Source organism: Lacrimispora sp. (genome assembly GCF_032078915.1).
Lineage (GTDB): Bacteria > Bacillota > Clostridia > Lachnospirales > Lachnospiraceae > Lacrimispora.
Map to the genome: position 1 here is coordinate 107,914 of NZ_DAMAUN010000002.1, position 12,741 is coordinate 120,654.

The 12,741-nt window shown below is 40.9% G+C and carries 8 protein-coding genes; 2 read left to right on the forward strand and 6 right to left on the reverse strand.

Annotated features, from left to right (window positions below; genetic code table 11):
• Nucleotides 1-910: 910 nt before the first annotated feature.
• Both RT269_RS01620 and RT269_RS01625 read left to right on the forward strand, forming a co-directional pair.
• Nucleotides 911-1,735, forward strand: a complete 825-nt coding sequence (locus RT269_RS01620) for a choloylglycine hydrolase (protein ID WP_313180258.1) — start codon at nt 911-913, stop codon at nt 1,733-1,735.
• 818 nt (nt 1,736-2,553) lie between these two features.
• Complete coding sequence (locus tag RT269_RS01625; RefSeq protein WP_313180259.1) at nt 2,554-3,150, forward strand: 50S ribosomal protein L25; 597 nt, start codon at nt 2,554-2,556, stop codon at nt 3,148-3,150.
• Nucleotides 3,151-3,826: 676 nt separating this feature from the next.
• On the opposite strand, the gene RT269_RS01630 is transcribed toward RT269_RS01625, so the two are convergent.
• The 6 genes from RT269_RS01630 to RT269_RS01655 all read right to left on the reverse strand — a co-directional run bounded on the left by RT269_RS01630 (nt 3,827) and on the right by RT269_RS01655 (nt 12,737).
• On the reverse strand, nt 3,827-4,885 hold the full coding sequence (locus RT269_RS01630) for a tyrosine-type recombinase/integrase (RefSeq protein ID WP_313180260.1): 1,059 nt from the start codon (nt 4,883-4,885) through the stop codon (nt 3,827-3,829).
• 554 nt (nt 4,886-5,439) lie between these two features.
• Complete coding sequence (locus RT269_RS01635; RefSeq protein ID WP_313180261.1) at nt 5,440-7,017, reverse strand: pullulanase X25 domain-containing protein; 1,578 nt, start codon at nt 7,015-7,017, stop codon at nt 5,440-5,442.
• A gap of 15 nt (nt 7,018-7,032) precedes the next feature.
• Nucleotides 7,033-7,254, reverse strand: a complete 222-nt coding sequence (locus RT269_RS01640; protein WP_313180332.1) for a hypothetical protein — start codon at nt 7,252-7,254, stop codon at nt 7,033-7,035.
• Between the two features lie 47 nt (nt 7,255-7,301).
• Nucleotides 7,302-10,433: an alpha-mannosidase gene (locus RT269_RS01645; RefSeq protein WP_313180262.1), complete on the reverse strand. Its 3,132-nt coding sequence runs from the start codon at nt 10,431-10,433 to the stop codon at nt 7,302-7,304.
• The gene (locus RT269_RS01650) at nt 10,423-11,787 is read right to left on the reverse strand and encodes a family 4 glycosyl hydrolase (protein ID WP_313180263.1); all 1,365 of its coding nucleotides are present in this window, start codon (nt 11,785-11,787) and stop codon (nt 10,423-10,425) included. The genes RT269_RS01645 and RT269_RS01650 overlap by 11 nt, the downstream gene beginning before the upstream one ends.
• Nucleotides 11,784-12,737 (reverse strand): carbohydrate kinase family protein, encoded by a 954-nt coding sequence (locus RT269_RS01655; protein WP_313180264.1) that lies wholly within the window; start codon nt 12,735-12,737, stop codon nt 11,784-11,786. Before RT269_RS01655 ends, RT269_RS01650 begins: the two co-directional genes overlap by 4 nt.
• Nucleotides 12,738-12,741: the final 4 nt, after the last annotated feature.

Sequence of the window (12,741 nt, forward strand, 5' to 3'; positions counted from 1 at the left end):
TTCTCCTATCTGAAACAACAAAACCTTTCCGTCCGTTACGCCTATCCAGACTGTCAAGGGGCGGGTAGTATTTTCCCGCAAAACATGCCCGGAATCTGCACTATAATACACACAAAGGGGAAAAACCGAAAAGAATAATCTCTCCCCATGGTAACTAAAATAAAGTACAATTTTTTTACCTATATTTTAAGTTACATTTTTATAAGTGAAATAAAATAGATTTTATTAATTTCACGATATTTTATTGTAAACACGTAGTCTGTAGGGTTTTATCCACTTTATTAAAAATGGACTTTATTTATAAATGGATAAAATAATTCATGCAGAATAAGGTTCAAAAATTGATCCTGAAGAAGGAGGAGGGAGGGGCGATAAAGTCCATTTTATCAAATGGTCAACCTGCCACGGCAAATATCATGTCCATATCTGTGACCGGAATTATATGGTAGACCATAATACTATCATAAAAAACTCCGTCATTTTAGCAGTTGAAAATTAATTGTTTCGTTTTTTACATTTCTCTTGGTGCTGCTCTGACCATGGGAGCATTGTATCAATAAAAGACAGATCTTTATTATCCATATTTTTGGGTTTCTCTGTCAGCAGGTGTACAAAATAATTTTAAGGCTTCAGAGTATCCAAATGCTTGGCACTTATAACGACTAGTAGGAGAGGTAACTGTTTTGTGACATATACAAAGTCGGTCAATATAGCTTTAACAAAAATAAGCTTAAGTGGCGCATTTTTTATTCTGAAAAATGTTGTAGGTTGAACCATTGAGATGCCTGGTGATATCATATGGATGGAAGTTTAAGAAAGTGGTGAGGCCAATGGTAAAATAGCTAAATGATTCTCTAAATACTCTAAGCATATTATATGACAAAATTATATATTAAAAGGAGATTTCAAAATGTGTACAAGTTTTGCAGTATACAGTCAAAAAAAAGCTATTTATGGTATGAATTTCGATGCTGATGATATTGAATTAAAACTAAAAGTCAATAGTTATAATGATATGAACTTATTTTACTTTTCAGGCTTATTAGATAATAAATACAGGGATATCGCTGGTTTTAATAGTGAGGGTCTTTTTATCTGTACTCAAGCAGTAGAATATAGTCCAGGTTTTAAATCAAGTTGTAACGAAAATGATTGGTTTACTTTTGATATTTTTGATGAGGCGCTAAAGAAAACAAGAAAAACATCTGAATTTTTTGAAATTCTTAATAAAAGAGTAATCTCGTATCCTAGAAATCCATTATTCCCAGATTTAGGGCTACATACTATTATCGCTGATAAAACTGGTAATGCATTTATTCTGGAAGAAGGAAATGATACAAATATAGTAAGTCCTAGTCATAATGATTTTATTATTATGACTAATTTTCCAAATGGGGATTTTAAGGAAGCAAATTATAATAAAGTATATGGTATAGGTGCTGATAGATATATTTGTGCTCATGAATATATTCATGATAATATTCATAGCTTTGGAATAAATGAAGCCTTTGAAGTTTTAAGTAAAACTAGTCAGGAAGATACTCTGTGTTCAATAGTATATGAACCATTAAAAAATGAAATTTATATTAGTTTTAAAAAAGATTTAAGAAAAAAATGGAAAATTTCTATTATCGAAAAAACAATCCAATCATTGGATGGATTTTTAAGCAATAATAAAATTCAATTTACAAATGAAGAAATATTTGTGAAGGATCTTATTAGCTTATATAAGTGAAAACCATTTAAATAAAGAAGATCAATTGGTAAGACTGATTTTTAGGGTATTCAAGAAAGCGTAGGAATAGCCACCCATGGCGATTTCTGGATAACAGGGCATGGTCATCGCCTAACAACATTTTCACTCTTCGGGCGTGCGCATGGGTATGCGTGCCAAACCGTCTCACCGGGCGTGCGCCGCAAAAGGGATAGGCTCTGCCGGTCCGGTTCGTCAGCTTCATGAAAGCAGGACGTTATAGGACGCTTGTATTACCAAAAGCGTTGTATTGAATCTTGCACCTACTGTAAAGGATATCGTCGTAAAAAACATCATTTTATGTAATAGAAGAGGAGCGGTCTGTGTTAGATCACTCCTCTTATTAGCTAAAATAAAGTACATTTTCATCTCTGGACAGGTAAAATATTTTTTTCACTTAATGCAATTTATGATGTTTTGAATGTATGGCCAGTAAAGGTTTCTCGAACTGCATCTTTATATTCTTTTAATCTTTTCATCAGGGAAATTTTCTGTTATACAAATCAAAAACTTGACAATTGTCAGATTTATACTATAATATTAGTTATATGTGATTTAAAAATCTATGTGATTTTTTAAATAATAAATAAAATAAGTTTGTATTAAAGAAATAAATTCAAATTTAATTCTAGGATAACTTATTTGAAAAACATTTTCTTTGAGAAGTATATTTTCTTTTGACAATTTATATTTTATTATGTTAAATCACATTGAAATTTAGGTAACAGGTTTTCATCATTGAATCATAAGATTTTAGATGATTGCCATAATATAATTATAAATCAAGGAGGCTTATAACTATGGAAAATACTGGAGTTATGAACGTTGAGTTAAGAAAAAGTACCAGAAAGGGTGACAATAATCAGTTAAAAAGAGAGGGATATTTACTGGGAAACATAGCTGGTAAAGGTGTTGATTCAATCTCAATAGCTGTTAAGAAAGATGTATTTAGAAGATCAATGAAAGAGTTTGGCCGGAATGGCATTTTTAAACTGGTTGTTCCTGATGGCCAGAGTTATACCGTAATGGCAAAAGAAATACACATTGAACCTGTTAAAAGCGAAATCTCTCATTTGGATTTTCAAATGGTATCTTTTTCGGAAAAAATCAAACAAGAAGTGGCTATAAAAATTTCCGGAGCAGAACTTCTTGAGTCAAAAAGATTGTTGATTAACAGTACCATAGATTCAGTTTTACTGGAGGGCTTACCTCAGGATATTCCCGATGAAATAGTAATTGATGTTTCTAATATGGAGGCTGGTGAAAGTATTAAATTTAGTGATATTAAACTTCCGGAAGGACTTACCTCAACTATTGATCCGGAACAAAAAATGATAACAGTTGTTGGCTCTAAGATACGTGAAGCAGTAGAAGGTGAAGAAGAGGCCAAAAGCTAAGAGGAATAACGGCATTCACTTTTCGTATGAAAATATTATAAGAGCCTGATGATAAAGGTGAAAAAAGAAAGCTCTAATTTAGATATTAGATGCTTTCTTTTTTTATAACAAAAAAATAAAGAGATAGATAGCAACTTCCCATTATATTTATATCAGGTCCTTACGAGCATGTGCCATGTCTTCTTACATATGACACATGCTCGCAGACCATTCGCCAAAGCTTTCAAAGTTCATCAAAAGACAAAAAGGAATCCTATAGTCTCTGGAGTAAAGCACCAAATAGGAAGAAGCATATTCCTTATGTTTTAAAAGCCATTATCCTTGATGATGTAAAACAGATTGTAGAGGAGATTATTATATACCAAGTAGAATAAGGAATGGAGACAGAATATATGATATTTTGGATGTATGACCAGTAAAATATTCAAAAGGGCGTTAAGCAGGTTAAGATTTGGCATTTGCCCTAGCTGAAATTAAATGATATATTTAGAAATGGTAAACTTTATAAAAGAATATCGGTTCGCTGTTTGTGACAATGACACTAGGAAGCTTATACTCTGAAAGCAAAGTATTTTGAGCAAAATTAAAACGCCGCTTTTCAGCGGCGTAGTCTTTTTGAACAAAACAGCAATTTCTGGTTTTTTACTTATACTTATGGGTTTATAAAATTTTTTAGTTACATTTTTTCCCGCAATTTCACCTTATTTCTGGCACTACGCCGGCGTTCATCCTCCAAAGCAGCATAGTGTTTTTTCGTAGTGTTAACATCTGAGTGTCCTAAAACGTCTGCAACCAGATAGATGTCCCCGGTTTCTTTATACAAGCTTGTTCCATAGGTGCTGCGCAGTTTATGTGGGGTAATCTTTTTTAAAGGTGTTACAAGTTTGGAATATTTTTTTACCAGATTTTCGACGCTGCGTACTGCAATCCGTTTCTTTTGAAGGGATAGAAAGAGTGCTTTTTCATGGCCTTCCTCAGGAATGACGAAACTGCGTTCGTCAAGATAATCAAGAAGGGCATCCTCAACTTCGGAACCAAAGTACACAGTGACTTCTTTTCCTCCTTTTCTATGAATCCGGATTCCACCATTTTTTAAATCAATATCATCTACGTCCAGACCGACACACTCCGATACCCGGATACCGGTTCCCAGCATGAGTGTCAATAGTGCGAGGTCACGGATCTTGGTTTTCGCATGATAGGCTTTTTGCTTCTCAGTTAAAGATTCCCCGTTTTCTACTTCATCGAGCAAAAGAGCTACCTCATCAATATCTAACCGGATAATATCCTTTTCATGCAGCTTTGGAAGCTGCACTAGAGAAGCAGGATTTGTTTGAAGCCGCTCATTCCGGTAATAATAATTATAGAAGCTTTTCAGAGAAGAGACTTTTCGCATGATTCCCCGCTCTTTGTTAGTTACCTCCTGATTTTTATCATTAAAACGGTATTTTAAATACTCCATGTATTCTTCAATGTCCACAACCCGAAGCGAATCCAGGTGGTCTAAAGTAATGTCCTGAACCTGAAGCTTGCCGATAACGGGGTTTTCCTTAATTAGAAAGTCAAAAAATACCCTTAAATCATAAGCGTAAGCGATCCTGGTCCGGGAAGAAGTGCGAGGTTCAATTCCCCTGAAGAAATCTCCGCAGAAATTGGGAAGTTCCTTAACCAATTGGCGCAGGTGCTTTACATTTTCAATATCTTTTTGTTGATGGTAGGAGAGAGAAGAACTCATAATTGGGCCTCATTTCTTTAAGTATTTGGATTGTAAATGATTTTTGAAAGACCAGTCATTTATATTTCCCTCATTAATTAGTTTTTCTATTTCAGACTTAATATATATAGTCTGATTCTTAGGTAATGGTGTTTAAAGAACTTTACATACTTTTGGTATAAAGAGAGTAAGTATTGCGAGAGCATATCAGAGTAATAGTAATCTAGGATATGAGAGATAAAGTTCTTTAAGTTATAAAATTAATTGTGTAATTAACAGTTCCATTGTTTTTCTCGCTAACTATTCGTTAAACTAGACTTTCGCGAATAGTTGAATGTATCTCTATCTTAGCACTTATTTTTATGAATGTCAATCTACAATCGCCTTTTATCTCATGTCGTATAACCGAAAAAAATCTTCTACTGTTTTATCGTCTTCCATTCGCTAAAATTCATTAATCATACAATATTGGTATTACCCTTAGTCCAATGATATTTATAAAAAATGATGTATTTTTCTGCACATTCCTTTACAATACGAATAAGGATCCATACTACTTAAATTGGTATAATAATTCAATCAAACTTCTCTACTGTAACTTCATTTGTAATAAACCGATATTTAAAACGCACTGCCATATTATCTTTCTCCGTGGTAAAATGTGCCTTATTGCTTGAGCCGCTTCTGGGATATTTATCTTCCTGATAGGTAGCTGACAACGTTCCGTAAGTCGCTACCGAATAATCATAAGTCCCTGCAAACGGCATCACCACAGACAGTGTATAGGTGTTGTCACCGATGTAATACATCCGGGTCACTTCGCTGTTGGAATCATTTTTTACTGCACCCACATGAGACTGAAAACTTCCATATACCACAATTTTCTCCGGCAGCTTCATTCCGGTCTTTTCATCATATACTTCTCCGGCTCCATAACGGATAAGCATCTCAGGATTGGCCGCTTTTTTTCTCAATTCATGTCCAGTGGCCCATAACCGCTTCGCAGTCTCCTCCTGACTGAACCCCATGGGGCAATCGGAACTCTTCCGGTTTATCTGATAAAAATTCTGACGGTCTGGTTCTCCGTTGTCAGCTCTTATTCCTGTAACCGCCCCATCTCCCAGCATCCGGCGGAATGGCAGTTCAAAGTAAGCATTGGGATTATTAATCTCTGTCCATTTGTAAGTATACTCCAGAAAATGATTTCGGCTCTCTTCTGGCTGATTGGCAAACCAGGCAATCTGATCATATCCCCACCAGTCCTTCCATGCCAGCTCTTCTCTTGAATAGGAATCCCGGTCTTCCACCGCTAAACCGCCCCAATTATCATACTCCATCAAATAAGGCATGGTGCCTGCCGACCAACCATTGGGATTTTCTCCGCCTTCACTGTAACCCTCTCTCACAAGCACCAGCTTCTCTCCGGGTACTTCCAGAAGCGGAACTCTGGTAAATGGCATTGCATGATAATCAAACAGCAGCTTTCCACGGATATTTACGCCATGGGTATGGGCATCTAAAAGCACCTTGTGCCGTCTCCCATGCACTCTGGCATATTCCCGTATCATGGCAAAAAGCCGCGCAGTCTTTTCCATACCCGGATCATGAGCTGTGTATAGATGCACCTGTCCCATATGCAAAGCTTCATAGCCACTGTCAATATATCTGGTTGCACGGTAATAAAACCACATCTGCGCCTCCCGGCGGGACAGATCCGGGATACCTCCATTTTTAGACGGATCTTCTCTGCGGCTTATATAACCTGAGGATTCATCCGTAAACAACGCCTCCTGCATCCGAAAGGTTCTCTCTTCTTGCTTTACCCCAAAGGCTTTAAATACATAGCCAGGTATCCTGATCTCCTCCATCCGTTCCACAATCCACTCAAACACGCTGGCTTGAAGAATAATCTCAGGATCCACAGCATGGACTTTTTCCGCCAGTTCCCTGGAAAGACGAAAATGCTCCTCGTCCTCCATTGGCATATACCAAATGCCGGATGCCCTTCCCAGAAATTTTACGCCCATCTCTTTGATCGCGCGCAGATCATCCGTAAGGGTTTTGCTTTCGAATAATCCCGCTGCAGTTACACAGCGGGATAAATAGTTCTCCAACACTTCCCTTGATATCGTTTCATAAAATACAAAATCCATTTATCGTTTCCTTTCTTACTGCCTTTCCAGAAATTTCACTATAGTAATGATGCCGGCCCCGCCGGCCCCCTCTCTCACTTCCTCAGTATCAGAGCGTATCACAGATGGCCCTGCCATATCCAGATGAATCCACCGGGTTCCCGGATCCACAAATTTCACCAGAAAGCAGGCCGCCACACTGGCTCCGGCGCCTTTTCCCGGTGCATAATTTGTCCGGACGTAAGTTCCTGCTTTCAGGGGCCGGGCTGCGGGTGATTTGAATTCTCATATTCACGGCTCCTTCTTTATTCCAGTTCCAGCAGCAATGTCTTTATTTCATAAGGCGTCAGCGGTACTTGAATCTCTCCCGGATTAAACGTTGTCTCCTCTTCCATCAGATTGCATTCACACCATTGTTTTACCGGCAGTCTGCTGCTTACTTTCACAGCACATCTTCTGCCCTCAAACTCATGGAAGCGAAGTATGAGGCGTTCTCCATTTTCTTCACGTTTCAGCGCATCCACAACCAGATTCTCCTGATCAAATGAAATCCAGCTTTCGCTTCCAAATTTGTTTTGACCCGGTTTTCCGGTCAGCGGATTATTTAAATCAAATGCCTGCTGCTCAATGCCCGCCTCATACCATTCCTTATCATGAGGCAGAATTGCATACGTAAATTCATGGGTTCCAAGGTCTGCCGTATAATCAGGATCCACTGCTGATTTTAAAAGAGTCAGGCGGATGGTATCCTCTTTCACATCGTGGCCGTATTTGCAGTCATTCAACACGGCCATTCCATAGCCGGTTTCCCAGATATCCACCCATTTATGTGCTGCCACCTCAAACTTAGCAGCTTCCCAGGTCGTATTCCTGGTAATCGGCCTGCGGATATTTCCATTTTGAATATCAAACCGGGCATCTACCGCACGTACATCCACGGGAAAGCTGGTCTTTAACAACTTCTGACGCTCTTGCCAGTCTATGATTGTTTTAAAATCAATCCGCGGTCCTTCTTCATACAGGCACATAGTCTGCCGGATCTGGGATTTATGATACAGCCAGGAAAACTCCACTTCCCAGCCCAGACTGTGTTTTCTGGTATTGACCGCAATGCAGTTCTCCACTGTCTCTCTTTTTAAGTCAATGGTAGGCTCCAGTTCCCAGGCGTCAAAACATCTGGGCTTGTCTTCAAAAATCTGAAGCACGTTGGCGCATTTCCCTTCAGGAAGAACCTCCCGCTCCGCTTTTTTATCGTAGATACGGTTCAACTGACCCTTTTCATTCCAGGAAATCGTGTAAAATGGCGTTTCGATCTGAGATGCTCCTACCTTAGAGTCTGATAGCTCCGTACCGGTATACCGGGCTTTGGGGGACACGAAGCGGAAAGCGTAAAATGAGAATGGCTGTATCTGGAAAACCCATATAAGCACACCGTTTTCTTTCCAGACGGCTTTTACTTCCTGACCGTATTCATCTATCACCATATGCCCTTTATAATGAGAAAGCTCTGCAGCGGTCATCTGGATAAAGGCTGCCCCGCTTCTCACCCAGTTTGAGTTATTGAACACCGTATAACTTCCTGCCTCCGGTGTATAAAGCGTCTGATTTACCGCTTCCATGGTTTCCTTTATCAGCTGCAGGGCCCGGCCGTATTCCACATGGCTGTCCTCATACACTTCTTTAATGGCAGAGCCGGGAAGAATATCGTGGAACTGATGACACAGCACAATTTTCCACGCTTTTAAAAGATTATTATAATCATAAGGTGCTCCCCCAGCTACCCCGGCCAGTACGGAAAGTATCTCTGTATCACGAAGAAGATATTCCATTTTCCGGTTCATTTTCTTATTGTAGGCCTGTGAAGTATAGGTCCCCCTGTGAAACTCCAGATACAATTCGCCATCCCACACGGGAATATAGCCGGCCATAGGGTTTTCTTTCAATGTACGGTTTAGACGGCGGAAATATTCCGTAGGCATCTCCATCTTTACATGGGGCAGACCGGGAATCTTGCCGGCGGCTTCTGCCTGCTTTATCTGGGTTCTGGTAGGGCCGCCGCCCCCATCACCGAATCCAAAGGAAATCAGCAGATCTTTATTGCTATCCTTATTTTTATACTGCTCCCACACACCCTTTATGGCGTCCGGACTGGTATTGCCATTATAGGTATAGTAGTCCTCTCCGGGATCTGTTGTTGTGATAAAATGGGCCGTCACTTCAGTTCCGTCCATTCCTTTCCAGCGGAAGGTATCATAAGGCAGACGATTGGTGTCGTTCCAGCTTATTTTTGTGGTCATAAAGGTATCTATCCCTGATTTTTTTAATATCTGGGGCAGTGCCCAGGAGTATCCGAACACATCCGGGAGCCATAAGTATTCGCTTTCATAGCTGAGTTCCTGTCTGAAGAAATTTTTACCAATAAGAATCTGGCGAATGATAGATTCTCCGGAGGCTAAGTTGCAGTCGCACTCCACCCACATTGCTCCGGAGGGTTCCCATCTTCCCTCTTTCACACGCGTTTGAATATATGTATAGATATCGGGATAATCTTCCTTGATATACTCGTATAACTGTGCCTGTGTCTGAAGAAACCGATATTCAGGATACTTCTCCATAAGCCGGTTCACGGTAGAAAATGAGCGTGCTGCCTTTTCTCTTGTATGGCGCAGCCGCCACAGCCAGGCCACATCTATGTGCGTATGTCCGATCAGACTTACGTTCACGTCCGGCTTTCCCCTGCCATCCATCTTTGAGTCGAGGAACTGCCAGGCTATTTTCACAGTCTCATAAAATTCTTCACTTCCGGACTCTGTAAAGTTAATCCTGGTAAAAGTATTCACCAGAATATTCAAGATCCATTCTTTATACTCATTTCCCACCGGCAGCAAATCATAAGTCTCAAGTGCTGCCTTTGCCAGATAATACAGATCATCTGTGGGATGATCAAGAATTCCTATCTGCGCCTGGCGGATTTCCATCATCTTTTCCTCCGGAATTCCTCCGCCGCTTAATCCAGACCAAAGACGAAATTTCAGCTCCTGGGAATAGCCATTTACTGCTGGCTCCAAAAACACTTCATGGTGGTTTCCGTCCACTGCCTGATAAGGCGTTCCGTTTAAGTACAGCAAACTCTCAAAATCCCCGTTGTTTCCCGTTCCGGTCCGGGCACCGAAATCAAACAGTCCCAGAATCTCTTTATCTTTCCATTCCTGAGGGATTTCTACGTCAGCAGTCAGCCAGTTATAACGATCCCAGCCCTTCCAGCAAAATCCGTTTTCCACCGGCTGTCCTGTTCCTTGGGGAATTCTGTTGCCTATTGTCCCATGATCCTCCCATAATAACAACCCTTCCAAGTCTTTTCTGTCTCTATATCTAAGGCTTTCCAATTCCTCTATGATATTTTTAATTCTGTCCCGATTGTGAAAATCAAATGGCATTTTTCATTCCTCCATACGCCTCATCGTATTTATCCACCAGCTGTTTTGCCAATGAATAGGAATTTACCAGAGGATGCAGCGTCAGCGCTCTGATGGCAGTTTCTCTTGACTGTGTTTTCACAGCTTCTATCGTAAGTTTCTCATACATCTTGATCAGGCGGATCAACAAATAACAGTCTTCCGGCACCTCTTCAATCTTAACCGGACAAATACCATTCTTGGATACCAGACAGGTGGTCTCAATCACGTCCTGATCGTCAAGTCCCGGAATGCTACCGTTATTTTCAACGGAAAGCACAAGATACTTTCCCTCTTCCCTCTGCATTCCCTCGATGCAGTCCAGCATAACACCGGCATACCCCATGCCCTCAGGAACCTCAAGCTGTCCCTTTTCAATCAGCGGCCGCTTTTCAAGACCGGTTTCGATGCTCATGTAGGAGTTTTCCCTGAGCTGCATGTAATAAAGGAAAATCTGCAGCGCTCCTTCCGGGTCCGCATCCATATCCATGGCTTGCAGCTCCTCCATCATCCTGATATTGACGGCCTCAATCGTCTTTCCTCTGGTCGCTCCCGATTTTTTTATATTTTCAAGTGCCTTTTCCCTATGGTAGTAATAATATAGGTATTCATTGGGAAGGAATCCAATCGAACGCAGCAGTGCCGGATCAAAAATGGAAAACTCCTGTATATGCTTTAAAAACCCGTCATCAGCCAGAAGCTTTGGCAGGATTTCTTCCCCTTTCTTTTTTACGCTGCGAATCCAGGAGAGATGATTCAATCCGAAAAATTCCACATAAAGTTCATCTTCCGTCACTCCCAGTGCCTTTGCCATGCGGAATTTTGTGCTGCTTGGAGCATCACAGATTCCGATGATCCTGGAATATCCGGCATTGCACAGCGCCTGAGTTACCAGACCTGAGGGATTCGTAAAATTAAAAATCCACGCCTCAGGTGCGTGTCTTTTTATCATCTCGCAGTAGTTCAACAACACCGGTATTGTTCGCAAAGCCATGGAAAATCCCCCTGCTCCTGTGGTTTCCTGACCGATAACTCCCAGATCCAGTGCGACTGTCTCATCGATTGCCCGGGATGAATCTCCTCCCACACGAAGGGTGGTTACAATAAAGTCCGCCCCCTTTATGGCATCCACCGGATCGGATACTGCCCATACCTTCAAATCTTTCTGCTCCCGGTTTACTACATGCTTACAGAGTTTTTCAATGATTTTCTGCTTTTCCTTCTGGATATCATAGAGAACAACTTCATCGATATTCAAATTTTTATAACGTTTTAAAAGGCCATTTATAAAAATAACAGTACGTACGCCCGCTCCTCCAATCACTGCAATCTTCATCTTGCCATCCTCCTTTCTTCATAAGTCTGTATAAACTCCATAAGCCTGCTCTCTGTGGGAAACCCTGTGTTTCCTCCAAGCGCGGTCACTGACAAAGCACCGCAGCCATTCCCGCAACGGAGAGAATCCTCTGGTGATTTTCCTTTTAAAAATCCATACAGAAACCCCGCATTAAAGGAATCTCCAGCTCCGGTGGTATCTACTGTCTCCACCGTATAAGCGGCTGCCTCATAAATATCCTTCCCTCTTACGGCAATGGAGCCCTGTTTTCCCATTTTAATCACTGCCAGTCCGCAATTCGCCGCAAAATCCAGTGCGGCCTCTCTGGCATCATCGTTCCGCCCGTAATGCCGGGCTTCTGTCTCATTCATAAACAATACGTCAATATATGGAAACAACTGATAAATCTCCCGTTTCCATTCCCCTGTGGAATCCCATCCTACGTCAAAGGAAACCGTAGCCTGTGTCTCCTCTTTGATTCGCCGGAGGAATCTTAAATAAGAATCGTGATTCACCGAACCCGCATATCCTGTCACATGAATATGGAAAGCATCATTTACCTTCTCTACATCCACGGTATCGATATTGATGCTTTCATTTGTTCCGCGACAGGTTAAAAAAGACCTGTCTTTCTCGTTTGTAAAGCTTAAAGAAATGCCTGTCTTTTGTGTTTTGCTTGTTCGGAGAAGGGAATCGTCTATATTATTTTCCCGAAATATCTCTCGGATGAACGTTCCATAGAAATCATCTCCCACTTCCCCCTGGAACACCGGATGCAGCCCCAGTTTACCTATCCCCAGTGCAAACAGGGCGCCTCCGCCGCCTACAAAAGTCTCCATGACCGGAACCTCATCCTCTTGTCCCGGTTCCGGGAGCTTTTCCACACCAGGTATTACAATATCAATGTTTACATCTCCGTAAACGTATAAATCCCATCTCTTTTCCTTCATTCTC

Bases quoted from the DNA above. Each gene is read 5' to 3' on its own strand.
- RT269_RS01635 (WP_313180261.1), bottom strand. From the start codon at position 7,017: ATGGATTTTGTATTTTATGAAACGATATCAAGGGAAGTGTTGGAGAAC.
- RT269_RS01655 (WP_313180264.1), bottom strand. From the start codon at position 12,737: ATGAAGGAAAAGAGATGGGATTTATACGTTTACGGAGATGTAAACATT.
- RT269_RS01625 (WP_313180259.1), top strand. From the start codon at position 2,554: ATGGAAAATACTGGAGTTATGAACGTTGAGTTAAGAAAAAGTACCAGA.
- RT269_RS01620 (WP_313180258.1), top strand. From the start codon at position 911: ATGTGTACAAGTTTTGCAGTATACAGTCAAAAAAAAGCTATTTATGGT.
- RT269_RS01650 (WP_313180263.1), bottom strand. From the start codon at position 11,787: ATGAAGATTGCAGTGATTGGAGGAGCGGGCGTACGTACTGTTATTTTT.
- RT269_RS01645 (WP_313180262.1), bottom strand. From the start codon at position 10,433: ATGCCATTTGATTTTCACAATCGGGACAGAATTAAAAATATCATAGAG.
- RT269_RS01630 (WP_313180260.1), bottom strand. From the start codon at position 4,885: ATGAGTTCTTCTCTCTCCTACCATCAACAAAAAGATATTGAAAATGTA.